This is a genomic window from Nostocoides australiense Ben110 (assembly GCF_001050535.1).
GTDB classification, from domain to species: Bacteria; Actinomycetota; Actinomycetes; order Actinomycetales; family Dermatophilaceae; genus Nostocoides_A; species Nostocoides_A australiense.
This window is the reverse complement of sequence record NZ_HG764815.1, coordinates 950,420-974,841: the sequence shown is the minus strand read 5'-3', so window position 1 is coordinate 974,841 and position 24,422 is coordinate 950,420. Positions and strand designations below refer to the sequence as shown.

The 24,422-nt window shown below is 67.8% G+C and carries 26 protein-coding genes; 17 read left to right on the top strand and 9 right to left on the bottom strand.

The window, feature by feature from the left end; translation table 11 throughout:
- Window positions 1-224: 224 nt before the first annotated feature.
- The 7 genes from tsf (at window position 225) to BN11_RS04630 (ending at window position 7,358) form a co-directional block, all read left to right on the top strand.
- Window positions 225-1,052: a translation elongation factor Ts gene (gene tsf, locus BN11_RS04660; RefSeq protein WP_048695122.1), complete on the top strand. Its 828-nt coding sequence runs from the start codon at window positions 225-227 to the stop codon at window positions 1,050-1,052.
- 397 nt (window positions 1,053-1,449) lie between these two features.
- Window positions 1,450-2,190 (top strand): UMP kinase, encoded by a 741-nt coding sequence (pyrH, locus tag BN11_RS04655; RefSeq protein WP_048700813.1) that lies wholly within the window; start codon window positions 1,450-1,452, stop codon window positions 2,188-2,190.
- A gap of 127 nt (window positions 2,191-2,317) precedes the next feature.
- Window positions 2,318-2,875: a ribosome recycling factor gene (frr, locus tag BN11_RS04650; RefSeq protein ID WP_048695118.1), complete on the top strand. Its 558-nt coding sequence runs from the start codon at window positions 2,318-2,320 to the stop codon at window positions 2,873-2,875.
- 37 nt (window positions 2,876-2,912) lie between these two features.
- Entirely contained in the window at window positions 2,913-3,782 is an 870-nt protein-coding gene (locus BN11_RS04645; protein WP_048695115.1) for a phosphatidate cytidylyltransferase, read from the top strand.
- 2 nt (window positions 3,783-3,784) lie between these two features.
- Complete coding sequence (gene rlmN / locus BN11_RS04640; RefSeq protein WP_048695111.1) at window positions 3,785-5,002, top strand: 23S rRNA (adenine(2503)-C(2))-methyltransferase RlmN; 1,218 nt, start codon at window positions 3,785-3,787, stop codon at window positions 5,000-5,002.
- Window positions 5,003-5,073: 71 nt separating this feature from the next.
- The gene (locus tag BN11_RS04635; protein ID WP_048695106.1) at window positions 5,074-6,480 is read left to right on the top strand and encodes a glycine--tRNA ligase; all 1,407 of its coding nucleotides are present in this window, start codon (window positions 5,074-5,076) and stop codon (window positions 6,478-6,480) included.
- Window positions 6,481-6,989: 509 nt separating this feature from the next.
- The gene (locus BN11_RS04630; protein WP_157043971.1) at window positions 6,990-7,358 is read left to right on the top strand and encodes a hypothetical protein; all 369 of its coding nucleotides are present in this window, start codon (window positions 6,990-6,992) and stop codon (window positions 7,356-7,358) included.
- Here the strand turns inward: BN11_RS04630 and BN11_RS22405 are convergent.
- From BN11_RS22405 to BN11_RS04620, 3 genes are all read right to left on the bottom strand, one after another.
- The gene (locus tag BN11_RS22405) at window positions 7,341-7,493 is read right to left on the bottom strand and encodes a hypothetical protein (protein ID WP_157043970.1); all 153 of its coding nucleotides are present in this window, start codon (window positions 7,491-7,493) and stop codon (window positions 7,341-7,343) included. The genes BN11_RS04630 and BN11_RS22405 overlap by 18 nt on opposite strands.
- A gap of 107 nt (window positions 7,494-7,600) precedes the next feature.
- Window positions 7,601-7,909, bottom strand: a complete 309-nt coding sequence (locus BN11_RS04625) for a Uma2 family endonuclease (protein WP_268807148.1) — start codon at window positions 7,907-7,909, stop codon at window positions 7,601-7,603.
- Between the two features lie 74 nt (window positions 7,910-7,983).
- Window positions 7,984-8,469 (bottom strand): flavodoxin family protein, encoded by a 486-nt coding sequence (locus BN11_RS04620; protein ID WP_048695097.1) that lies wholly within the window; start codon window positions 8,467-8,469, stop codon window positions 7,984-7,986.
- A 42-nt stretch (window positions 8,470-8,511) separates the two neighbouring features.
- Between BN11_RS04620 and BN11_RS04615 the strand changes: the two genes are divergently transcribed.
- Both BN11_RS04615 and ppk2 read left to right on the top strand, forming a co-directional pair.
- A complete protein-coding gene (locus BN11_RS04615; RefSeq protein WP_048695094.1) occupies window positions 8,512-9,696 on the top strand; it encodes a monooxygenase in 1,185 nt (394 codons plus the stop codon).
- 37 nt (window positions 9,697-9,733) lie between these two features.
- Window positions 9,734-10,618: a polyphosphate kinase 2 gene (ppk2, locus tag BN11_RS04610; RefSeq protein ID WP_083433531.1), complete on the top strand. Its 885-nt coding sequence runs from the start codon at window positions 9,734-9,736 to the stop codon at window positions 10,616-10,618.
- A 3-nt stretch (window positions 10,619-10,621) separates the two neighbouring features.
- Here the strand turns inward: ppk2 and BN11_RS04605 are convergent, their stop codons facing one another.
- The 5 genes from BN11_RS04605 to BN11_RS04585 form a co-directional block, all read right to left on the bottom strand.
- Window positions 10,622-11,731 (bottom strand): LOG family protein, encoded by a 1,110-nt coding sequence (locus BN11_RS04605; RefSeq protein WP_048695091.1) that lies wholly within the window; start codon window positions 11,729-11,731, stop codon window positions 10,622-10,624.
- Complete coding sequence (locus BN11_RS04600; RefSeq protein WP_048695088.1) at window positions 11,728-12,081, bottom strand: hypothetical protein; 354 nt, start codon at window positions 12,079-12,081, stop codon at window positions 11,728-11,730. Before BN11_RS04600 ends, BN11_RS04605 begins: the two co-directional genes overlap by 4 nt.
- A gap of 35 nt (window positions 12,082-12,116) precedes the next feature.
- Complete coding sequence (locus tag BN11_RS04595; protein WP_048695085.1) at window positions 12,117-13,502, bottom strand: NAD(P)/FAD-dependent oxidoreductase; 1,386 nt, start codon at window positions 13,500-13,502, stop codon at window positions 12,117-12,119.
- Window positions 13,503-13,568: 66 nt separating this feature from the next.
- Window positions 13,569-15,008 carry an aspartate aminotransferase family protein gene (locus BN11_RS04590; protein ID WP_048695083.1) on the bottom strand — a complete coding sequence of 480 codons (1,440 nt, stop codon included), beginning with the start codon at window positions 15,006-15,008 and terminating at the stop codon, window positions 13,569-13,571.
- On the bottom strand, window positions 15,005-15,478 hold the full coding sequence (locus BN11_RS04585; protein WP_048695076.1) for an Lrp/AsnC family transcriptional regulator: 474 nt from the start codon (window positions 15,476-15,478) through the stop codon (window positions 15,005-15,007). Before BN11_RS04585 ends, BN11_RS04590 begins: the two co-directional genes overlap by 4 nt.
- A gap of 198 nt (window positions 15,479-15,676) precedes the next feature.
- Here BN11_RS04585 and BN11_RS04580 point away from each other — a divergent pair, with 198 nt between their 5' ends.
- The 7 genes from BN11_RS04580 to BN11_RS04555 all read left to right on the top strand — a co-directional run bounded on the left by BN11_RS04580 (window position 15,677) and on the right by BN11_RS04555 (window position 22,679).
- Window positions 15,677-17,122 carry a gamma-aminobutyraldehyde dehydrogenase gene (locus BN11_RS04580; RefSeq protein ID WP_235435359.1) on the top strand — a complete coding sequence of 482 codons (1,446 nt, stop codon included), beginning with the start codon at window positions 15,677-15,679 and terminating at the stop codon, window positions 17,120-17,122.
- Between the two features lie 130 nt (window positions 17,123-17,252).
- Window positions 17,253-17,492 carry a hypothetical protein gene (locus tag BN11_RS26035; protein WP_407667970.1) on the top strand — a complete coding sequence of 80 codons (240 nt, stop codon included), beginning with the start codon at window positions 17,253-17,255 and terminating at the stop codon, window positions 17,490-17,492.
- Window positions 17,387-18,379 (top strand): ABC transporter substrate-binding protein, encoded by a 993-nt coding sequence (locus BN11_RS04575; RefSeq protein WP_235435358.1) that lies wholly within the window; start codon window positions 17,387-17,389, stop codon window positions 18,377-18,379. The genes BN11_RS26035 and BN11_RS04575 overlap by 106 nt, the downstream gene beginning before the upstream one ends.
- On the top strand, window positions 18,379-19,563 hold the full coding sequence (locus tag BN11_RS04570) for an ABC transporter ATP-binding protein (protein ID WP_048695070.1): 1,185 nt from the start codon (window positions 18,379-18,381) through the stop codon (window positions 19,561-19,563). Before BN11_RS04575 ends, BN11_RS04570 begins: the two co-directional genes overlap by 1 nt.
- Window positions 19,560-20,468, top strand: coding sequence for an ABC transporter permease (locus tag BN11_RS04565; RefSeq protein WP_048695068.1), 909 nt, complete (start codon window positions 19,560-19,562; stop codon window positions 20,466-20,468). Before BN11_RS04570 ends, BN11_RS04565 begins: the two co-directional genes overlap by 4 nt.
- Entirely contained in the window at window positions 20,465-21,322 is an 858-nt protein-coding gene (locus BN11_RS04560) for an ABC transporter permease (protein WP_407667968.1), read from the top strand. The genes BN11_RS04565 and BN11_RS04560 overlap by 4 nt, the downstream gene beginning before the upstream one ends.
- Window positions 21,323-21,404: 82 nt before the next feature.
- On the top strand, window positions 21,405-22,679 hold the full coding sequence (locus tag BN11_RS04555) for a saccharopine dehydrogenase family protein (RefSeq protein WP_048695066.1): 1,275 nt from the start codon (window positions 21,405-21,407) through the stop codon (window positions 22,677-22,679).
- A 104-nt stretch (window positions 22,680-22,783) separates the two neighbouring features.
- Here the strand turns inward: BN11_RS04555 and BN11_RS04550 are convergent, their stop codons facing one another.
- Window positions 22,784-23,233, bottom strand: a complete 450-nt coding sequence (locus BN11_RS04550) for a hypothetical protein (RefSeq protein ID WP_048695064.1) — start codon at window positions 23,231-23,233, stop codon at window positions 22,784-22,786.
- 146 nt (window positions 23,234-23,379) lie between these two features.
- Between BN11_RS04550 and speB the strand changes: the two genes are divergently transcribed.
- A partial coding sequence (speB, locus tag BN11_RS04545; RefSeq protein WP_083433528.1) for an agmatinase occupies window positions 23,380-24,422 on the top strand: 1,043 nt, incomplete at its 3' end.

Below are 24,422 nucleotides of genomic sequence, written 5' to 3'. Positions count from 1 at the left end.
ACGACGCCGCCCCGGCCACCGCCGAGGCGACCGAGCCGACCACCGAGGACGCGCCGCTCGACGCACCCGTCGAGGAGACGGCCGACGTCGTGGCCCAGGCACCGGCCGAGGACGCCGTGCCCGCCGAGGAGACCGTGGCCGTCGCCGCCGAAACCACCGAGGCCCCGACGGCCTGAGTGCCGCCGCCGCGTCCACCGCATACCGAAAGAAGGACGAAATACTCCATGGCGAACTACACCGCCGCTGACATCAAGGCCCTGCGCGAGGCCACCGGCGCAGGGATGATGGACGTCAAGAAGGCGCTCGACGAGGCCGACGGCGACTCGGTGAAGGCCACCGAGATCCTGCGCGTCAAGGGCCTCAAGGGCGTCACCAAGCGCGAGGGCCGCACGACCTCCAACGGCCTGGTGGCCGCGAAGGCCGAGGCCGGCGTGGGCACGCTCGTCGAGGTGCTCTGCGAGACCGACTTCGTGGCCAAGGGCCAGAAGTTCATCGACCTCGCCGACACGGCGCTTGCTCAGGCGGTCGCCATCGGCGCCGCCGACGCGCAGGCCCTGCTCGACTCCGACCTGGACGGCCAGTCCGTGCAGGCCATCCTCGACGAGGCCAACGCCACCATCGGCGAGAAGATCGAGATCAAGCGCGTCGCGCGCGTCGAGGCCCCGACCGTCGTTGCCTACCTGCACAAGACCAGCCCCGACCTGCCCGCGCAGATCGGTGTCCTCGTCGGCATCACCGGCGGGGACGAGCACGTCGCCCGCGATGTCGCGATGCACGTCGCCGCGTTCAGCCCGACTGTGATGACCCGTGACGAGGTCGATGCCGCCGTCGTCGAGAACGAGCGCCGCCTCGCCGAGGCCACCGCGCGTGAGGAGGGCAAGCCCGAGGCCGCCATGCCCAAGATCATCGAGGGCCGCGTCAACGGATTCTTCAAGGAGAACGTCCTGCTCGAGCAGGCCTTCGCCAAGGACCCGAAGAAGACGGTCGCCAAGGTGCTCGAGGAGGCCGGCGCCACCCTGACCGGGTTCGCCCGCTTCCGCGTCGGCGCCTGATCGGCTCACCGCTGAAACGGCCCTGCCCCGAGTTCGCTCGGGGCAGGGCCGTTTTTCGCGCTCGCGGTAGCCGGAGTTGGCGCGCGGTGGTGCACACCGACGAGGAGTACCGCCGCTCACGCGGTGGGTCGGGCTGTTTGCGCAGGTCAGCGGCTTGCGAAAAGCCCGGCGCGGGACTACTCGTAGCTCGTGTGTCCCGGCCGGGGTCGATGCGGCCGGTGTGCCAGCGGCGCCCGTGCCCATAAGAGTCGTCATGACCAGCTCCCCCCCCTCGACCGCTTCGGAGCCCGCGGCCGGTGTGAGAAACTGACCCGAACCCGGGGCGACGCGATCGCCTCCCCGCTGCCCAACACCCAAGGAGCTCGGCGTGACCGCTGCTGCCCCCCCGGCCCCCGAACTGGCGCCGGTCCCCGAGGAGGCGCTGCATGGCGCATACCGCCGCGTCCTGCTCAAGCTCTCCGGCGAGGTCTTCGGCGGCGGCAAGATCGGGCTCGCTCCCGAGGTCGTGCGCGGCATCGCCCAGCAGATCGCCGAGGCCGTCCGGGCCGGGGTGCAGGTCGCCGTCGTCATCGGCGGCGGAAACTTCTTCCGCGGCGCCGAACTGCAGCAGCAGGGCATGGACCGCACCCGAGCCGACTACATGGGCATGCTCGGGACAGTCATGAATTGCCTTGCGCTGCAAGACTTCCTGGAGAAGGAGGGCATCGACACGCGGGTTCAGACCGCCATCACGATGGGTCAGGTTGCCGAGCCCTATATCCCGCGTCGCGCGATCCGGCACCTCGAAAAGGGGCGGGTCGTCATCTTCGGCGCCGGCGCCGGGATGCCCTTCTTCTCCACCGACACCGTCAGCGCCCAGCGGGCCCTGGAGATCAAGTGCGATGCCGTGCTGATGAGCAAGAACGGGGTCGACGGAGTCTATGACTCCGACCCGCGCACCAACCCCGGCGCCAAGAAGCTCGACAAGGTCACCTACGCCGAAGCGCTGCAACAGGGACTGAAGGTCGTCGACGCCGCCGCCTTCAGCCTGTGCATGGACAACGGCCTCGACATGATCGTCTTCGGCATGGAGGGTCCGGGCAATATCACCCGGGCTGTCCGGGGCGAACGGATCGGGACCCTCGTCACCGCCAGGTGACCGCCCAGCCGACTCTAGCGCCCACCACCGCGCATTGCGTCCGGGGCGCGGCGAGGTGGGAGACTAGGTCACCGCACCGCATACGACCGACTGTGACCCGCGCGCCAGCGCACCCGAAGGAGCCGACATGATCGACGAGACCCTCTTCGAGGCCGAGGAGAAGATGGAGAAGGCCGTCGAGGTCGTCAAGGAGGACTTCGCGGGCATCCGCACCGGCCGCGCGAACCCGGCGATGTTCCACAAGCTCCTCGTCGACTACTACGGCGCTCCGACACCGCTGCAGCAACTCGCCTCCTTCCAGACGCCCGAGGCGCGCACCCTGCTCATCAGCCCGTTCGACAAGGGCGCGATGAAGAACATCGAAAAGGCCCTGCGCGACAGTGACTTCGGCGCCAACCCGAGCAATGACGGCAATGTCATCCGCATCGTGTTGCCCGAGCTGACGCAGGAGCGGCGCAAGGAGTACATCAAGCTCGCCAAGCACAAGGGCGAGGAGGGCAAGGTTGCCATCCGCAATGTGCGCCGGCACGCGATGCACGACCTCGACAAGTTCATCAAGGACGGCGAGGTCGGCGAGGACGACGGCAAACGCGGTGAGAAGGAACTCGACGCCCTGACGAAGAAGTATGTCGACCAGGTCGAGGACCTGACCAAGCGCAAGGAAGCCGAACTCCTCGAAGTCTGACGGCACCATTTACCGGCCGCCGCCTTTCGAACAGCAGATGAACACTCCGCCCCCCGCCTCGCCCGTGGCCGACCCGGGCGCCGCGCCCACCTATCCCCATGGGCGGGCCGGCCGCAACCTCGGCGCGGCCATCGGCGTCGGCGTCGGCCTCGCGGTCGTGATCCTGGCGAGCCTGATCCTCGCCAAGGACTCCTTCGTCGTCATCATTGCCGCCGCCATGGTGGTCGGGGCCTGGGAACTCGCCCGTGCTCTGCGCAACAAGGGTTTTCAGGTCCCGCTCGTGCCGGTCGGGGCCGGCGCCGTGGGCATGATCGTCGCCGCGCATCAGCGCGGCCCGGAGGCGCTCGCCATCGCCTTCGGCCTCACGTGCGCCGGCGTCCTCCTGTGGCGAGTGATCGATCCGCGCCCGGGCAGCGCCCGCGACACGGCAGCCGGCATCTTCACCGCCCTCTATCCCTGCCTGCTCGGCGGGTTCGCCGCGATGATGCTCGCGCCCGACGACGGCCGATCCCGGCTGATCACGTTTCTCCTCGTGACCGTCTGCTCCGACATCGGCGGGTATGCCGCTGGCGTCCTCTTCGGCAGGCACCCGATGGCTCCGCGGATCAGCCCGAAGAAATCCTGGGAAGGCTTCGCCGGATCGGTGTTCACGTGCGCCGTCGCCGGCGCGGCATGCCTGTTCTTCTTCTTCGGGCAGCCGTGGTGGCAGGGAGCACTCCTCGGGGCCGTCGTCGCCGCCGTGGCAACGATCGGCGACCTCATGGAATCGGTCATCAAGCGCAACCTCGGCATCAAGGACATGAGCAATCTCCTTCCGGGACACGGTGGTTTGATGGACCGGCTCGACTCGCTGATCATGGTTGCCCCCCTGTGCTGGGCGGTTCTGCACCAGGTCGTCGGGGGCTGAATATGGCCACCGACGACGAGTTGCCGATGCCGACCGAGCGGCCGACCCCGGGTCAACTGACCTTCACCGCTCCGCGTCGCGGCAAGCCACCGCGACATCTGGCCGACCTCGACCCGGCCGAGCGCCGCGCTGCTGCTCACGCGTCGGGTATGCCGCCCTTCCGCGCCAATCAGCTCGCTCGGCACTACTTCGAGCACCTGAGCATCGACGCCGCGACGATGACCGATCTGCCTGCGGCACAGCGCGATCAATGGGTCGCCGATCTCCTGCCCCCGCTGCTGACACCCGTCCGCGAGTTGCAGGCCGACCGTGGGGCGACGATCAAGTCGGTATGGCGCCTCCACGACGGCGCCCTCGTCGAGTCGGTGCTCATGCGCTACCCGAAGCGGGTGACGATCTGCATCTCCAGCCAGGCCGGCTGCGGCATGAACTGCCCGTTCTGCGCGACCGGCCAGGGCGGGCTCACCCGCAATATGTCGACGGCCGAGATCGTCGACCAGGTGCGCGCCAGCGCCGCGCGCCTGCGGCTCGGGGACCTGCCGCCCGTCACCGCACGCACCCCCGGCGCTGGCCTCGGGAGCGAGGCGGGCGACGTGGGGGAGGGCGCGGCATACGGCCCCACGCGGATCAGCAATGTCGTCTTCATGGGCATGGGCGAGGCCCTTGCCAATTACCGGGCCGCCGTCGGAGCCATCCGGCGCCTGACCGACAAGACTCCCGACGGCTTCGGCCTGAGCGCACGCGGCATCACGATGTCGACCGTCGGCCTGGTGCCGGGCATCGACAAGCTTGCGGCAGAAGGCATTCCGGTGACCCTGGCGCTCTCGCTGCATGCCCCGGACGACGACCTGCGGGACGAACTGGTGCCGATCAACACCCGGTGGAAGGTCGATGAGGCGATCGACGCGGCATACCGCTATTTCCAGGCGACGGGGCGTCGGGTGAGCATCGAGTACGCCCTCATCCGCGACATCAACGACCACGCCTGGCGCGCGGATCTCTTGGGGGAGAAGCTCAATGCCCGCGGCCGCGGGTGGGTGCACGTCAACCCGATCCCGCTCAACCCGACCCCCGGGTCGAAGTGGACCGCCTCCCGGCCCGGCGTCGAGCAGCAGTTCGTCGAGCGGCTGCGGGCGCACGGCATACCCACCACCGTGCGCGACACCCGCGGCTCCGATATCGACGGCGCCTGCGGCCAGCTCGCCGCTGCCACCGCCTGACGGCCGGGCCACGCCCCCCGTCGGCGGGAGCGATTGGGGCGGCATACGCCCGGGCGGTTAGCCTGTCGCCCATGGCCAAGGAGATCTCCACCGTCGACACCGTCGTCAACCTCTGCAAGCGCCGGGGTTTCGTCTTCCCGTGCGGCGAGATCTACGGCGGGACGCGCTCGGCGTGGGACTACGGACCCCTCGGCGTGGAGCTGAAGGAGAACATCAAGCGCCAGTGGTGGCGGGCGACGGTGACCAGCCGCGACGACATCGTCGGCCTCGACTCCTCGATCATCCTGCCGCCCCAGGTGTGGCGCGCGTCGGGGCACGTCGACGCCTTCGTCGACCCTCTCGTCGAGTGCCTCAGCTGTCACAAGCGTTTCCGGCTCGACCACCTCCAGGAGGCCGTCGCCGAGAAGGAGGCCAAGAAGGGCAAGAGGATTGACCCCGACTCGGTCGAGCCCGCCACCATCGCCTGCCCCAATTGCGGCACGCGCGGCCAGTGGACCGAGCCGCGCGAGTTCAACGGGCTGCTGCGCACCCAGCTCGGTGTGGTCGAGGACGAGTCCGGGCTGCACTATCTGCGCCCGGAGACGGCGCAGGGCATCTTCGTCAACTTCCTCAACGTCATGAACGCTGCCCGGATGAAGCCGCCCTTCGGCATCGCCCAGACCGGCAAGTCCTTCCGCAACGAGATCACCCCCGGCAACTTCATCTTCCGCACCCGCGAGTTCGAGCAGATGGAGATGGAGTTCTTCGTCCCACCGGGCAGCGACGAGGAATGGCATCAGTACTGGATCGACGAGCGGATGCGCTGGTACACCGACCTCGGGATCAACCCCGACAACCTGCGGATCTACGAGCACCCGACCGAGAAGCTCTCGCACTACTCCAAGCGCACCGTCGACATCGAATACCGGTTCAAGTTCGCCGGATCCGAGTGGGGTGAGTTGGAGGGCATCGCCAATCGCACCGACTTCGACCTCTCGACGCACAGCCAGCACTCGGGCACCGACCTGGTCTATTTCGACCAGACCTCAGGGGAGAAGTACACCCCCTACGTCATCGAGCCCGCCGCCGGGCTCTCCCGCTCGCTGATGACCTTCCTCGTCGACGCCTACGCCGAGGACGAGGCACCCAACACCAAGGGTGGGGTCGACAAGCGCGTCGTGCTGCGGCTGGACCGTCGTCTCGCCCCGGTCAAGGCGGCCGTGCTTCCGTTGTCCCGCAACGCCGATCTCTCGCCGAAGGCGCGCGACCTGGCGGCGCAGCTGCGCAAGAACTGGAATGTCGACTTCGATGACGCCCAGGCGATCGGCCGCCGCTACCGGCGCCAGGACGAGATCGGCACCCCCTTCTGCATCACCGTCGACTTCGACACCCTCGAGGACCAGGCCGTCACGATCCGCGAGCGCGACACGATGGCGCAGGAGCGCATCGGCCTCGACCAGGTCGAGGGCTACCTCGCCGCCCGCCTGCTCGGCTGCTGATCCGGGGGCCCGAAGAGCGCAGCGGAGAATTTGTCGGACAAGTCAAGACCAGTGCATTGGTGCGGAAGAATTGGGCATCTGATGACCCACTTCCAGCCCACGCCGCTTCCGCTCAGCCCGAGCCTCAACCGGATGCTGCTGGCGGACCTTCCCGCTGTGACAGAGGGCTTTTCGGGCACGCAAGGCAATGTGTGGGCGATCGCGTGGCTGATGGACGCCGAGCCCGGCCTCGTGGCGAGGCTCCGGGAGTCCGGGGTCGATCTGCCCGCGGTCCCGTCCCGCACCGAGGTAACACCCGAACTGATGACGGCGGCGACCCGCTGGCCGTCGGCTCTCGATCTGCTGCTGCGCGCCGGACCGGCGGCACCGGGGTATGACGCCGCCTCCGCCGTCGCGCGCCGGCTCGGGTCCGCTCTTGGAGCCCTCCTCGTCACGCTGGTCACCGGGCCGGTGCGCATCCGGGCGCAGCGTCCGGACTGGCCTTCCGAGCCTGGTCAGCCTGGGCCGCGGTGCAGCGAATCATGCTGGGCGGCGGCACGATTCGCGGTGAACTGGGCCATTTGCTCGTGTCAGAAGCGCAGGAGGTCGTGGACGTCGCGGGGGTTGGCGTCACCGTGCACCGCGTCCCGGAACCGGAGTCCCTGGTCCTACGTGGTGTCGCAGCCACCGTCGGCGACGGGGTCGCGATCGATTGCGGGGGAACGAACCTCACGGCGTCGAGAGTCCGTCATGGCCGGCCTGTCGGAGACGTGCAGGTCATCCCGGCCCCGGGGCGGGTCAGGGCGGACGACGTCCTCGATACCATCGTGCGCTCCCTGCTGCCGCTCCTCGTACCCGGCGCGGAGATCGTGCCGGTCGCGCTAGCCCTCGCCACCTAGGTCGACGAGACCGGACAGCCATACGGCAACCAACTCGGCGTCTATGCCCCACTCGGCCACGTCGAGATCCAGTCGGCCTTCGCGGAAGCCGGTGCGCGGCATACGGATCGACGGCTGGCGCCGGTGTTCGTGCATGACGGGGCGGCGCCCCTGGCCGGCGCCCGCCTGACCGATCCACGGGCAGACGCGGCCATCGTCCTCGGCGCCGCGATCGGCAGCGGCCTGACGATAGCCGCTTGAGCTCAGGCGATCAGGTCCGCCGGCCGCAACTCCACCGGGAACGGAACGTCGGTGGTGAACAGCTCAGTGCCACTGGCTCGACCCACCTTGACGTAGACGCCGTCCTGAAGCTCCCAGGCGAGGATCGACGGGGCGTCGGGGTCGACGACCCAGAAGTTGGCGCACCCTGCCGCTTCGTACCGGGCCCGCTTGGGATGCAGGTCGAAGCGGCGGGTGCTGGGCGAAAGCACTTCGACGGCCAGCAATGGGGCGACGGGGAGATCGCGCTGACTGAAATCCGCTCGCCGCGCGACCAGCACATCGGGCTGCAGGATGGTGTCGCAGCGGTCGCGCCGGGGCCACGAGGTTCGTTCACAGGCGCACCGACCGCTGGTGCCGAGGAGTGTCAGAGCTGAGCAGCGAGCGTGGCCCCCAACTCGTATGCCGACTCCCTCGCTTCTTCGCCGACGTCCCCGAGGACTTCCAGCACGTCATACGCCTGCCGCCAACCGAGCGCGGAGACGATCGAGAGGACCGAGCGGACCGCGCCCGTCGTGTCGTAGCGACCGTGCACGTACAGGCCGAACGGCCGGCCGGCAGTGGCCCCGCCGGGGCCGCCCGCTCCGCCAGAGTCGTCCAGGGCGCCGCCGATCTGGAGGAAGGTCGAGTCGAAGAAATGCTTCAACGCACCGGACATGTAACCGAAATTGGCACTCGTGCCCAACAGATACGCATCCGCGTCGAGCACATCCTCGGCGTTCGCCTCCAACGCCGCCCGGACAACGACATCGACCCCCTCCAATCCGTCCGCGCGGGTGCCGTCGAGGACGGACTCGGTGAGTGCCTGGAGGTTCCGGGTCGGGGAATGGTGGACGAGCAGCAACCGGGGCATGATCCGAGCCTGGCACGGGTCAGTGCCCCTTACCCTGGAGTAATGCGTTTGCGTTCCGTGTTCACCGCTCTGGCGGCCGGGCTGCTTCTCGCCGGCTGCGGCGGTGACCCGGCGGCGCTGCCCCAGCGCATCGACAACCACCACACCCCAGCGGCGTCCCCCGCAGCGCCCACGAGCGACGCCACCGCTCAGGTGGCCAAGGAGGTCGCCCTGCGCCCGGGGGAACGCTTCGTCGAAGTGCGAATGGCTGCGGCATACACGCCGAAAGCCCCGGCCGGTGAGGGCACCGACGACTACCGCTGCTTCCTCGTCGACCCCGAGCTCGCCACGGACGCAGTCATCACCGGCGCCCACTTCCTGCCGGCCAATGCCGAACTCGTCCACCACGTCATCCTCTACAAGGTCGAGCCGCAGGACCTCGCGAAGGCCGAGGCGAAGGACGCTTCCGAGCCGGGGGACGGGTGGACCTGCTTCGGCGGCACGGGGATCGGCGGCGGCGGCGCCAGCCTGAATCTGGACGAGGCGCCCTGGCTCGGCGCCTGGGCACCTGGCGTCAGCGAGCGAGTCGCCGGCGACGGCATCGGCACCCAGCTGCCCAAAGGCAGCCGGATCGTCATGCAGATCCACTACAACCTGCTCGCGGGTCAGGGGCAGGACCGCAGCGCCGCCCGGCTGCGGCTGGCGAAGGATGACGGGTCCTACGACTACCTGCAGACGATGCTGCTCCCGGCCCCCGTCGAATTGCCTTGCCGCCCAGGCAAAACGGGGCCGTTGTGTGCGCGCGAGAAGGCAATGAAGGACTTGAACGCCCGCTTCGGCTCGGAGGCGAAGGTCGCCGACCTGCTCCACATCCTGTGTGGTTCGGAACCGATCGGGCCCACCCAGACGTGCACCCGGCCGGTCAATGGCACCATGCGGGTCCGGGCGACGTCCGGACACATGCACCTGCTCGGTCGCGCAATCAGCATCGTCGCCAACGCGGGCCGGCCGGACGAACGCACCCTGCTGGATATCACCAACTGGGACTTCGACAACCAGAGCGCGACTGCCCTCCCCCAGCCGGTTACGCTGACCTCGTCAGACACGCTCACCGTGAAGTGCACGCACGACCAGTCGCTGCGTGACCGGCTGCCGGCCCTGGCCGGTGTGCCCGAACGCTATGTCGCCTGGGGTGAGGGCACGACCGACGAAATGTGCCTCGGCATCGTGATGTTCACCAAGTCCTGACCCGGATCACCCTGGGGCGGGGGAAGGCAGGTGCCAGTTGGTCAAGAAGCATGTCGATCTGCCCGAAGGCGCGGACGACTCCGGTGAGTTCAGTCACCGGGTCGGCAAGGCCGGCGGCACCGGCAATCCGGAGGACTACAAGACCGACGGCCGCCTGAAGAACTCGGTCTACGAGGCGGAGATGGAGCGTCTCCAGGAGCAGCTCGTGTTGCTGCAGTACTGGATCCAGTCCCAGGGCCTGAAGGTGCTCGTGCTCTTCGAGGGGCGCGGCAGCGCCGGCAAGGGCGGGGTCATCAAGCGCATCACCGAGCGCACCAGCCCCCGCACCGTGCGAGTCGTCGCTCTCCCCAAGCCCACGGAGCGCGAACGCACCCAGTGGTACTTCCAGCGCTACGTCGAGCACCTCCCGGCCGCCGGCGAGATGGTCCTCTTCGACCGCTCCTGGTACAACCGCTCCAACGTCGAGTGGGTCATGGGCTTCTGCACCGAGAACGAGCACGAGGAGTTCCTGCGCAGCTGCCCCGAGTTCGAGCGGATGCTCGTGCGCTCCGGAATCGTCGTCATCAAGTACTGGTTCTCGGTCTCCTTCGACGAGCAGCGACGCCGCTTCGAGGCCCGCAACGCCGAACCCCTCAAGCGCTGGAAGCTCTCCGACATGGACCTCGCCGAGCACGAGCTCTATGTCAAGTACTCCATGGCCAAGGACAACACCTTCCAGTACACCGACATCAAGCAGGCCCCCTGGTATGTCGTGCCGTCCGACGACAAGAAGGCCGCGCGCCTCAACTGCATCCACCACCTGCTGAGCCAGTTCAGTTACGAGGACGTGGCGCCCGAGGTCGTCAAGCTCCCCGACATGAAGCAGATGCCGTATGTCCGTCCGCCGATCCAGGACCAGACCTTCGTCGACCAGCGGTTCTGAGGCCTACGTCAGGTAGGCCACGGCGTCCTCCACCGAGTCGACGAGCGTCACGCGGTCGGCCATCGCCCGGCCGGCCGCGAGTGCCTGGATCAACGGCCAGACGGGCAGCGTGTCACGCCAGTGCCCGCTGTCGACGATGACCAGCGGTGGCGGGGTCTTGCTGGCATAGTAGGCGCGCGTCGCGAACTGGAAGATCTCCTGGACCGTGCCCGCGGCTCCGGGCAGCACGACGACCCCCGCCGCGGCGTGCGCGAGCAGCCAATCCTCGCGGATAGCGTTGGAGAAGTACTTCGCGATCCCCTGGGCGAAGACGTTCGGCGGTTCGTGGCCGTAGAACCACGTGGGTATGCCGAGGCTGCGCGGCACGGGCTGTCCGCTCACCGGCCGCAGCACGGCTTTCGCCCGCATCCCCGCATCCGCCCACGCGCCGATGTCGGGCACGAAGCTCGGCACCTCGGCGACGATCGCCAGGGCCGCGTCGAGTTGGTCGGCGCCGTATGCCGCCGCCCCCAGGTTCGCCGCCTCCATCGCCCCCGGCCCACCGCCGGTGACGACGAGGAACCCGTGCTCGGCAAGGTGGAAGCCGAGGCGCGCTGCGACAGCGTATGCCGCCGTGCCCCGCTGGAGTGCGTGGCCGCCCATCACCCCGACCACCGCGTGACCGTCGACGAACTCGGCCAGGGCATCCGAGATCGAGTCGTCGTGAATCGCTTGCAGCAGAGCGGAAAAGACGTCGGGATGGCGCTGACTGTTCTGATACCAGTCGTAGGCGAGCGCATCCGTGGTCTCCGCATAGCCGTCCACGAGCCCGGCATACAGTTCCTCTGCCGTATAGAGGTGGGCGCGGTAGGGGCGGACCGGTGTGGCGTCGGGGTCGTCGGGGAAGACGATGGCGCCGTGCGCGCGTAAGTGTGCGTCGAGCGAGGGGGAGAGGCGGCCGCCGAGGACGACCAGCTCGTCGAGGTCGGTCCGGGAGTCGAGCCCGGTGTAGCCCGTCAGGTCGAGGTCTTGCAGGCGCAGCCGGCGCGGCGAGATGCCCTGCGCCAAAAGGGCATCCAACTCTTCGGTCGACTCCACCTCGATCCCGGGCTCGGGATGGCGGCTGCTCATCATCGGGAGTGCTCCCGCAGTGCAGCGAGCCGCGGCTGGCGGCTCTTGGGGGAGTCGAGCGACATCCCGCGGTTGTCGCCGAGGTCGTCCCGGACGTATGCCGCCGTCCGCTCCACCGCGGCCAGCTTAGCTTTCCGTTGTACCGAAGTGAGGTCGGTGATGGGGGACCACACGACCTCCTCAGCCTCGGGGTCGAAGTCCCACAGCCCGATGAGCCGTCTCCGGTCCACGATCCCCTCCGAGCGGGCCCATCCGACGCGCTCGAGCACCGTGGCGCTGTCCGCGCCGGCCAGGGACCCGTCCAACCCCTGGCGGTGACTCCAATACGCGCGCAGAACCGCCTGGTCGACCATGCGCCGAAGTGTAGGTGGTGACGGGTTGGGCCGGGTCAGTGACCGATGAGGGCGGAGAGGAGGCGGGCCAAGCGGGCGGGGCGGCCGGTGCGGGCTTCCTCGGCGTCGGCAAGGGCGGCCAGGCGCAGGCCGGCGTTGACGCCGAGCCAGCGCAGGGGCTCCGGTTCCCAGGAGGGCGAGCGGTGGTTCACCCAGGGCAGGGCCGTGAGCGGGCTACGCCGGTTCGTCACGAGATCGGCCAGAGTGCGGCCGGCGAGGTTGGTGGCGGCGACGCCGTCGCCGACATACCCGCCCGCCCACCCGACGCGGGCGGACGCGTCATACCCGACGCTGGGGTGCCAGTCCCGCGGTATGCCGAGTGGCCCGCCCCACGCGTGCGTGAACGTCACATCGCCCAGCTGGGGGAGGAGCTCTCGTAGGGCCGCGCGCAGCAGTGCGAAAACCGTTGCGTCCTGGTCGAATCCGGGGCGAATCGCCGAACCCCAGTGATACGGCGCACCCCGTCCGCCAAAAGCGAGACGGTCATCGAGGGTGCGCTGTCCGTAGACGATCACGTGCCGGTAGTCGCTGAAGACCTCGCGCTGCGCGAGCCCGATCTCAGCCCACGTGCTGTGCGGCAGCGGCTCGGTCGCGACCATCAGCGAATAGACCGGCGCGAGCCGCGGCCGCAGGCCGGCAAGCCCGGCCGTGTAGGCCTCGGTCGCCCGGATGACATGGCCGGCGCGGATGCGAGTCCCATCGCTCAGCGTCACCACCCCCGGCGCCGCCGAAGCGACTCGCGCCCCTTCGGCGATCCGCCCGCCGCGGGCTCGCACCGCCGCCGCCAGGCCCTCGACCAAGGCCCGCGGCTGGATGCGTGCGCAGTGCGGGTTCCAGGTGCCGCCGAGGATCTGCGTGGCGGCGAGACGTTCCGTGGCCTCCGGGCTCGACAACCAGAGCGTGCCGGTGTCCCACACCGCTCCCGCGGCGACGTCGGCCTTTGCCCGGGCGACCTGCGCGGCGTTGCGCGCGAGACAGAGGGTGCCGCCCTTGGCATAACCGGCCTCGCAGATCCCTTCTGCGGCAATGACATCGCCGACCTCATCGACGGTATGCCGCAGCTCGCTCAGCAAGGCACGCGTCGGCGACGCCCCGTGCCGGGCCGCCAGGGCGTCGGCTCCGAGCGGAAAGAGCGCAGAGACCCAACCGCCGTTGCGGCCGCTCGCACCGAAGCCGACGTGCTCGGCCTCGAGCACGAGCACGGACAGGTGGGCGGCATCGCGAAGGAGGTAGTACGCGGTCCACAAGCCGGTGAAGCCGCCTCCGACGATGACCACGTCCGCCTGCGAAGGCAACGCCTCGGCAGGCGGGACAGCGGCGGGTGAGGGCGCGGCATACCCCTCCCACCACAAGGGAAAGCCCGTCGGGCGCAGCTCGCTCATCGGTGCCAGGTCACAGGTGCCAGGTCACAGGTGCCAGGTCACAGCTGACAGGTCAGTGGCGGTAGGTCAGAGATGATCCGGCGCTTCGCTCAGGACCGAGCGGAGGCGGGACTCGATGTCGTCGAACTCGGCCTGCCCGATCGTCAGCGGCGGGGCGAGCTGGATGACCGGGTCGCCGCGATCGTCTGCGCGGCAATAGATCCCGGCGTCGAAGAGCGCCTTGGACAGGTAGCCGCGCAGCAGCCGCTCGGCCTCGCCGTCGTCGAAGGTCTGCCGGGTCGCCTTGTCCTTGACCAACTCGATGCCGTAGAAGTAGCCGGCACCGCGGACGTCGCCGACCAGGGGCAGGTGGAGCAGCTTCTCCAGCGTCGCCCGGAAGGCCGGGGCGTTCCGCTTGACGTGATCGGTGAGCCCCTCGCGTTCGAAGATGTCGAGGTTCGCCATGGCGGCCGCGCACGAGACAGGGTGTCCACCCCACGTGTAGCCATGCGGGAAAAGTGTTGTGCCGGAACGGAACGGCTCGAACAGGCGATCGTGGGCGATCATCACGCCGAGCGGCGCGTAGCCGGAGGTCACGCCCTTGGCCGTGGTGATGATGTCGGGGACGTAGCCGAAGTCGGTGCACGCGAACATCGATCCGATGCGCCCGAATGCGCAGATGACCTCGTCGGAGACGAGCAGCACGTCGTACTGATCGCAGATCTCGCGCACCCGCTCGAAGTATCCGGCCGGTGGGGGGAAGCACCCGCCCGAGTTCTGCACGGGCTCGAGAAAGACAGCCGCGACCGTGTCCGGCCCCTCGAAGAGGATCGCCTCCTCGATGCGGTCGGCGGCCCAGCGCCCGAACGCCTTCTCGTCGTCACGCAGGTGCTCCGGCGCGCGATAGATATTGGTGTTGGGCACGCGGAAGCCGCCAGGCACGAGCGGCTCGAAGGGAATCTTGGCCGCGGGTATGCCGGTGATCGCCAGGGCCCCCTGCGGGGTGCCGTGATAGGCGATCGAGCGGGAGATGACCTTGTGCTTGGTCGGTTTGCCGACGAGCTTGAAGTACTGCTTGGCCAGCTTCCACGCTGTCTCGACGGCCTCGCCGCCGCCGGTGGTGAAGAAGACGCGGTTGAGGTCGCCGGGGGCGTGGGAGGCGAGCCGCTCGGCCAGCTCGATGGCCCGCGGGTGGGCATACGACCACAGCGGGAAGAAGGCGAGTTCGCGCGCCTGCGCGGCCATGGCGTCGGCGATCTCGGTGCGTCCGTGACCGACGTTGGTGACGAAGAGGCCGGCGAGCCCGTCGATGTATTCGTTGCCGCGGTCGTCCCAGATCCGATGTCCCTCACCGCGAACGATGATCGGGACCGTATGCCCGAGCCCGCCGTCGGAGGGGTCCTCGAAGACTGAGTGCCTGGTGAAATGCATCCAGAGGTGGTCACGGGCCGCCTGCGAATAGAGGGCACCGGTCGGTGTATGCCGGTCGGAGCTGGGCTCCCAGACTTCGGCGGGATAGATGGTCATCGGGTTCCCCAGTTGTAGTGCTGTTTGTTGAGTTTGAGATAGACGAAGGTCTCGGTGGAGACGACGCCGGGCAGGGTGCGGATCTCCCTGCCGACCAGGTCGAGCAGTTCGTCGTCGTCCTCGCAGACGACCTCGCAGAGCAGGTCGAAACTCCCGGCGGTCGTGACGACATAGGCGACCTGCGCGAGGCCGGCCAGCGCGTCGGCCGCCGGCGCCAGCTCGCCGCTGACCCGGATGCCGATCATCGCCTGCCGGGTGAATCCCACATTCAGCGGATCGGTGACCGCCACGATCTGCATCACCCCGCTCTCGAGCAGGCGCTGGACTCGCTGACGGGCCGCGGCCTCCGAGAGGCCGACCGCCTTGGCGATGGTGGCGTAGGACGCGCGCCCGTCGTCCTGGAGCAGTTCGATGATGCGCTTGGAGACATCGTCCAGCCGCGGCGGTCCGGACCGGGCGGCACGTGGCATACCGGCATCATTGCCCACGATTCGATGCCGATCAACCCCCTTTTACGACGGAATCCGTCGTGCATGCGGGTCTTCTGTATCGGCTGCGTTAAATCTCGCCGTTCTCGGGCTGCGGGCCTGTTCGCCCGTGCGCCCGACGAACTAGAGTGCGCTCAGCCGTCAATGGTGACGATCCGTCGACTCCCGGAGAGAGAGCTCGTGAGCAGCCCGCGCGACCTGAAGAACTTCATCGGCAACGCCTTCGTCGATGCCCGCAGTGATGCCCGCAGCGAGGTGATCAACCCGAGCACCGGCGCGGTCGTGGCCAGCGCGCCCGTCTCGTCCGCGGAGGACGTCGACGCGGCATACCGCAGCGCGGCCACGGCCTTCGAGGAGTGGGGCCAGACGACTCCGAGCGAGCGCCAGCAGGCCCTCCTGCAGTTCGCCGACGCCATCGAGGCCCGGGCGGAGGAGTTCATCGCGCTCGAGTCGGAGAACACCGGCAAACCGCACGCCCTGACGGCGAGCGAAGAGATCCCGCCGATGCTCGACCAGTTGCGCTTCTTCGCCGGTGCCGCCCGCGTCCTCGAAGGCAAGGCCGCCGGTGAGTACATGAAGGGCATGACCAGCTGGATCCGGCGCGAACCGATCGGCGTGGTCGGGCAGGTCACCCCGTGGAACTACCCGATGATGATGGCGGTCTGGAAGATCGGCCCCGCCCTCGCCGCGGGCAACACGGTTGTCCTCAAGCCCAGTGACACCACTCCGGAGACGACCCTGTTGCTCGCCGAGATCGCGAGCGAGTTCCTGCCGGCCGGCACCTTCAACGTCATCACCGGCGACCGGGAGACGGGCAAGGCACTCGTCGAGCACCCGATCCCCGGCCTGGTCGCGATCACCGGATCGGTGCGGGCCGGTATGCAGGTCGCCGAGAGCGCCAGCCAACAGGTCAAGCGGGTGCACCTCGAGTTGGGCGGCAAGGCGCCGGTCGTCGTCTTCGACGACGCCGACATCGAGGCCGCGGTCGAGGGCATCGCAATCGCCGGCTATTTCAACGCCGGGCAGGACTGCACGGCGGCCACGCGGGTTCTGGTCGCGCCGGGCATCCACGACGATTTCGTTGCAGCACTTGCGGATTACGCCAAGTCCAGCGCCAAGGTCGGTATGCCGGACGACGCGGACGCGCTCTTCGGGCCGGTCAATAACGCCCGCCAGCTCGAGCACGTCAGCGGTTTCATCGAGCGACTGCCGGGCCACGCCAATGTCGCGGCCGGCGGCAACCGGATCTCCTCCATGGGCGACGGCTACTTCCTCGAACCCACCGTCCTCGCCGGGCTGCGTCAGGACGACGAGGCCATCCAGAACGAGATCTTCGGACCCGTCATCACGGTCCAGAAGTTCACCGACGAAGCCGAGGCGATCGCCTTCGCCAATGGCGTCGACTACGGTCTGGCGTCGTCGGTGTGGACCAAGGACTTCGGGCGCGCCATGCGCATGAGCAAGGCCCTGGAATTCGGCTGTGTGTGGATCAACACCCACATTCCCCTCGTTGCCGAGATGCCGCACGGCGGCTACAAGAAGTCGGGTTACGGCAAGGATCTGTCGATGTACGGACTCGAGGACTACACCCGCATCAAGCACGTCATGGCGAACCTCGACTCCTGACGCACCAACACCGCACGAAAGGCTCCCTGTGCCGCGCCGCATACCCCCGTCGGATCCTGCTGTCCGCGCCCTGATCCGCTCCGCCCGGGCCTCCTCCCTGAGCCGGCGGTCCCTGCTGTCCGCCAGCGCTATGGGCGCCGGCGCCGCGGCCTTGACCGCCTGCGCACCACCGAAGCCACCGGCCGGCGGGCGGTCAAGCTGCCGACCGACGTCTCCGCCACGGAGAAGGTCGTCAACTGGGCCAACTGGACCGCATACCTCGACATGGACGACGAGGGGAAGACCTACCCGACCCTGGAGGCCTTCATCAAGGAGACCGGGATCAAGGCGACCTATACCGAGGACATCGACGACAACGACTCCTACGTGAGCAAGGTCCGGCCGCAGTTGGAGGCCAAGCAGGACATCGGCAAGGACATCATCACCTTGACCGACTGGATGGCCAACCGGATGATCCGCGACCAGCTGGTCCAGCCGCTGGAGCTGATCCAGATGCCGAACGCCGGCAACCTGTTGCCCCCGTTGAAGGAGGTCTCCTTCGACCCCGGCCGCAACTACTCCTTGACCTGGCAGTCCGGCTTCGCCGGCATCGGCTACGACAAGGAACGCGTCGGCAAGGAGCTGAAGACTCTCGACGATCTTTTCACCCCCGAGCTGAGGGGCAAGATCGTCGTGCTGTCCGAGATGCGCGACACTCTGGGGCTGATCATGCAGTGGCAGGGTGTCGACATCGCCGGCAACTGGGGCAAGCCCGAATACGACAAGGCCATCGAGAAGTTCAACCAGCTCGTCTCCGACGGGTACATCCGCCGGATCAAGGGCAACTCCTACTTGAACGACCTCAAGAGCGGGAACGCGCTGGCCGGGATCGTCTGGAGCGGTGACCTGTTCATCCTGCGGGCCGAGACCGAGAACGACAACTGGGAGTTCACCATCCCCGAATCCGGTGGCACCTTGTGGTCGGACAACATGATGGTGCCGATCACCTCCACGCACCGGCGCAATGCCGAGACCCTGATGAACTACTACTACGACCCAAAGGTCGCCGCCGAGGTCGCCGCGTGGGTCAACTACGTGTGTCCCGTCGTGGGCGCGAAGCAGGAGATGGAGAAGATCGACGAGGAACTCGCCCAGTCGCCCTTCATCTTCCCCAGCGAGGACTATCTGACCAAGAACAACATCCAAGGCTTCCGCGCGCTGACGGCGCAAGAAGACGCCGATTACAGCGCCGAGTGGGCAAAGGTGGTGGGCAACTGATGGCCGGCTTCCGAGAGGCCACGGGAGATCTGCGGATCGAGAATGTCACCAAGGAGTTCGGGGATTTCACCGCCGTCGACGATCTGACCCTCAGCGTCCCGCGCGGGTCCTTCTTCGCACTCCTCGGGCCATCGGGTTGTGGCAAGACCACCACCCTGCGGATGGTCGCCGGGCTCGAACAGCCCACGCGCGGCAGGATTCTCATCGGCGATACCGACCTGACGGGGTCGCGGCCGTATGAGCGTCCGGTCAACACCGTCTTCCAGTCCTACGCCCTCTTCCCGCACCTGACGGTGCGCGACAATGTCGCGTTCGGGCCCAAGCGACGCGGTCAAAAGGACGCGACGAGGATGGCCGACGAGGCGCTCGAACTGGTGCAGTTGCCCCACCTCGCGGCGCGCAAGCCGGCGCAGTTGTCCGGCGGTCAGCAACAGCGCGTCGCCGTGGCCCGGGCGCTGGTCAACCGGCCCGAAGTGCTCCTCCTCGACGAACCTCTCGGTGCCCTCGACCTGAAGTTGCGCCGGCAGATGCAGGTCGAACTCAAGCGCATCCAGACCGAGGTCGGCCTGACCTTCATCCACGTCACCCACGACCAGGAGGAGGCCATGACGATGGCCGACACGGTCGCGGTCATGAACCACGGACGCATCGAGCAGATGGGCCCGCCGGCCCAGATGTATGACCTGCCCAAGACCGCCTTCGTCGCCAACTTTGTCGGCCAGTCCAACCTCGGCCATGGCCGCATCACCGGCCGGGACGGCGACTTCTTCGTCGCCGACGTGCACGGCTCTACCGTGAAGATCCCCGCTGCGCGTTCTGCAGTCGACAGCGGCGACATCCTCTTCGGGGTCCGTCCCGAGAAGGTCCACCTGGCGCGTGACAGTCACGACGTCATCGACCGCACCCGCAAGGTTGCCCTCGGCGACGACATGAAGGCAACCGTTGTCGACGTGTCGTTCATCGGGGTGGCCACGCAGTATCTGGTCCAGGTCGCCAGTGGCGCGACCTGGTCGGTCTACGAGCAGAATCTCGACGTCGACCCGATCGACCTCAAGCCCGGCGACCCGGTCTGGATCGAATGGGATCCGGCGCACGCCTTCGCGGTAGCCGCGGAGGGTGCCGAGATCCCGGCGGGGCCGGTCCTCGGAGATCCCGTCGATATGCCGCGGGACACCGTCTCGTGAGCGCCCTCGCCCACATCGGTGCGGGGCAGGGCGCCCCGGCCGGTCCGGATACGGCCAAACGCGGCAGCTGGATGCCGTACCTGCTGCTGCTGCCCGGCATGTTGTGGCTCATCGTCTTCTTCGTCGTCCCGCTGGTCCAGCTCTTCACCGTCAGCCTGCAGTCGAAGTTCCCGGGTTATCCCGGCTACTACTACCGCGATCTGAACTTCAAGAACTATTGGTCGGCGCTGACGGAGTTCGCCCCGCACTTCGGCAGATCGCTGCTATTTGCCGGCCTGGCAACCTTTTTCGCCTTCTGTCTGGCTTATCCGCTCGCCTATGCGATGGCGTTCAAGGCCGGCCGCTGGCGCGGTCTGATGATGATCTGCATCATCGCGCCGTTCTTCACCAGCTTCATCCTGCGCACCATCGCGTGGCGGCAGATCCTCGCCGACGAGGGCCCGGTCGCCAAGACGCTGAACTTCCTCCACGTCCTGCCTGGTGGGCATATCACCGAGACATGGATGGCCGTCGTCGCGGGGCTGACCTACAACTTCCTGCCCTTCATGGTGCTTCCCATCTATGCCTCGCTCGAGCGGGCCGATCCGCGCATCATCGAGGCCGGTGGCGACCTGTACGCGAACGGCTTCACGACCTTCCGGACCGTGACCTTGCCGATGAGCATGCCGGGCGTCCTCGCGGGCACGCTGCTGACCTTCATCCCCGCGGCGGGTGACTATGTCAACGCCGAACTCCTCGGCTCCGACCGTAGCACCAAGATGGTCGGCAATGTCATCGAGAGCCAGTTCTTCAAGGTGCCCGGTGGGTACCCCACGGCGGCCGCGCTCTCCTTCACGTTGATGGCGCTGATCCTGGCCCTGGTCTTCGTGTATGTCCGCAAGTTCGGGACGGAGGAACTGCTGTGAGCGCCGCGACCCAAGGCACGGCATACCGCCCCTCGACCGGACGGCGGATCCAGGCGTGGTTCGCCAATCGCTTCGCGCTGATCGTCGCGGTCTTCGTGCTGCTCTATCTCTTCGTGCCGGTGGCCTACACCTTCGTCTTCTCGTTCAACAACTACCGCAAGTCGAATATCACGTGGAACCCCGAGGGCAGCCCGACGCTCAAGCACTGGCAGAATCCGTGCGGGGCGCCCGGGGTCTGCGACTCGCTGGTCAAGTCCCTGGAGATCGGCGCCATCGCCACTTTGGCGGCGACCGTGCTGGGCACGCTCCTCGCGTTCGCGCTGGTCCGATACAAGTTCGTCGGGCGTGGCACGGGCAATCTGCTGACGTTCATCCCGATGGCGACGCCCGAGATCGTCCTCGGCGCCAGCCTGCTCACGATCTTCGTCCAAGGATTCTCCAATGTCGGTCTGCGACTGGGATTTTGGACGATCGTCATTGCCCACATCATGTTCTGCATCAGCTTCGTCGTCGTGACCGTCAAGGCCCGCTTGCAGAGCCTTGACCCGCGCCTGGAGGAGGCGGCTCAGGATCTGTATGCCGGTCCGGGTTCGACCTTCTGGAAGGTCACCTTCCCGTTGGTGCTGCCCGGCATCGTCGGCGCGGCGATGCTCGCCTTCTCCTTGTCCTTCGACGACTTCATCATCACCAACTTCGTGTCCGGTTCGGAGACCACCTTCCCCAAGTTCGTCTATGTCTCCTACCTGCGCGGGATCCCGGCGCAGGCCAATGTCATCGGCTTCTCGATGTTCGTCATCGCCGTGCTCCTCGTGGTGCTCGGCCAGGTGATCGGGAACGCGCGCAAGCCGAAGTAGCGGCCCCTGGGGGCCGGCCCCCAGAGCGTCGACGTGATCCAGACAAGGGCGAACCGGAGCCCGAGCAAGGAAGTGAAAACCCATGCGGGTGTTGATGATCGGCGCCGGGGGCGTCGGTGACGCCGCAGCAAAGATCGCCGTCGAACGGGACTTCTTCGATGTCTTCGTCGTCGCCGACTACGACGTGGAGCGTGCCCAGCGCACCGTCTCGGCGGTCCAAGAGCGCCGCCCCGGCGAGCGACGATTCCACGCCGTCGGCGTCGATGCCTCCGATGCCGAGAATGTCGCCGCCATGATCCGGCTGACAGGTGCGACGCACGTGCTCAACGCGGTCGACCCGCGGTTCGTCATGCCGGTCTTCGACGGGTGTTTGGCGGCCGGCGCGAACTATCTGGACATGGCCATGTCCCTCTCCAACCGGCACCCGGACAAGCCGTTCGCGATGACGCACGTCAAGCTCGGCGACGAGCAGTTCGCCAAGGCGCACGACTGGGAGCAGGCGGGCAAGCTGGCGCTTGTCGGGATCGGTGTCGAGCCGGGGCTGTCCGACGTCTTCGCGCGCTACGCCCAGGACAACCTCTTCTCCGAGATCGACGAACTCGGCACCCGCGACGGCGCCAACCTCGCCTACTTCGGCCCCGACGGCTCCGAAGCGTTCGCGCCCGGGTTCTCGATGTGGACCATCATCGAGGAGTGCCTCAACCCGCCGGTGGTGTGGGAGAAGGAGCGCGCCGAGAAGGGCGGTTCGCTCGAGGCGGGCTTCTTCACGCTGCCGCCATTCAGCGAGCCCGAGGTGTTCGACTTCCCCGAGGGCATCGGGTCGGTGGAGTGTGTGCAGGTCGAGCACGAGGAAGTGCTGCTCATGCCGCGCTGGCTCGACGCCAAGCGGGTCACGTTCAAGTACGGCCTCGGCGAGCAGATGATCTCGATCCTCAAGGCGCTCAACGCACTTCGGCTCGACTCGACCGACCCGATCACAATCAAGGGGGTGCAGGTCGCTCCCCGGGACATCGTGGCTGCCGTGCTGCCCGACCCCGCGACGATCGGCCCGCAGCTGACGGGCAAGACCTGCGCCGGCGTCCACGTGACGGGCACGGGCAAGGATGGCCGGCCACGCTCGACCTACCTCTATCACGTGGCCGACAACGAGGTGACGATGCGCGAGTACGGCGCCCAATGCATCGTCTGGCAGACCGCGATCAATCCGATCGTCGCGCTGGAACTCCTCGCGAACGGCACCTGGGCCGGTTCCGGCGTCCTCGGTCCCGAGGCCTTCCAGGCCGAACCCTTCCTCGAACTCCTGGCCGCTCCGCAGCCCGAGGGCTACGGCTCGGCCTGGGGCATCGAGGAGAAGTAGTCGTCACCACGCCGAAGCCCCCGCCACCCATACCGGGTGTCGGGGGCTACGCTGTTGCGGCGCAGGCGGAGTGCCTGCCGGTGGAGTGACTACCGGCGGAGTGACTAGAGGGCCTCGTGGAGGTGACTCATGTCGAGGCCGTGGGTATGCCGCTGAGTGGCCATCTCGACATACGAACTGGCCACCTGGTCCTTGCCGGCGCCGATGATCGAGCCGATCAGTCCGAGGTCGGCGACGACGTCCTCGGTGGGGGCCACCTTGACGACGTTCTCCCAGAGGGCGGTCTCCAGGGCGTTGAAGGTGGTCAGCAGTTCTTCGATGTGAACGCCCGCGAGGAAGCGGTCGTGGGCGATTGATTGGGCGTGCGATGCGAAATGCACCGGCTCGCCGGTTTCGACGCTCTTGAGCATGGCTTCCGCCAACTCGCGCAGGCGCAGCTTCACACCCTGCGGATCGAGCGACATGTAGTGCGGCAGTCCCGCGGCATCCACCACTGCTGCCGCTTCAACGACGATATTGTCGAGATTCGGGCGGATGACGTCACTGAGGTTCATTACTGGCCTTTCGTCCCAGGTTTCAGGACTACTTCGATGGAGCCCACGGCCGGGGTGTCCGGCCATGACCAATTTTACTCTCGGGCCACAGTCGGATCAGCCAAGGTCGGGCTGAGTGACGCGGGCCACCTCCGTAGGATGCCGCCATGGGTCGCTATGGCGCGCAGTTCGGTCCGGACATCACCTTCCTCGGCGTGGATCGGTGTGATCTGGACGATCCCGCGTCTTATGCCTGGGCCGACATCGTGATTCTCGGCGCACCGTTCGACGGGGGCACGTCGCACCGGCCAGGCACCCGCTTCGGCCCGCAGGCGATCCGGATGACCGACTACCTCCCGCACGACGGGTCGCGTCCCTCGTTGGCGCTGCGCACCGACGGTCTGCAGGACCTGCGTGTCCTGGATGCGGGAGATGTCGAGATGTATTCCGGAGACATCGAGACGGCGCTGCCGGCCCTGGAAGCGGCGGTGACCAAAGTCGTTGCGGCAGGGGCGATTCCGATCGTCCTCGGCGGCGACCACTCCATCGCCTTCCCCGATGCCAAGGGGTGCGCGAACGTCATCGGGCAGGGACGGGTGTCGATGATCCACTTCGACGCCCACGCGGACACCGGCGACATCGAGTTCGGCTCCCTGTGGGGGCACGGGCAGCCGATGCGCCGGCTCATCGAGTCCGGGGCGTTGCGCGGCGACCGCTTCCTGCAGATCGGGTTGCGCGGCTACTGGCCGCCACCGGAGACGCTCGACTGGATGGCACAGCAGAACATGCGCTCCTACGAAATGACCGAGATCGTCCACCGCGGCCTCGGGGAATGCCTCACCGAGGCCTTCGCCATCGCGACCGACGAGTGCGAAGGCGTCTTCCTCTCCGTCGACATCGACGTCTGCGATCCCGGGCACGCGCCGGGCACCGGCACGCCCGAGCCTGGTGGCCTCTCGGCGCGCGAGTTGCTCGACTCCGTCCGGCGCATTTGCCTCGAAGTGCCCGTCTGCGGCGTCGACGTCGTCGAGGTCAGCCCGCCCTACGATCACGCCGACATCACTGCTGCCCTGGCGAATCGTGTTGTCCTCGAAGCGCTTTCGGCCATCGCGCGCAAGCGCAAGGACGAACGCGACGGCACCACGTGGGATCCTGCGCTGCCGCTGCTGTCCGGTCGGGCCGCCGACATCCCGGAGGGCCACATCGGCGG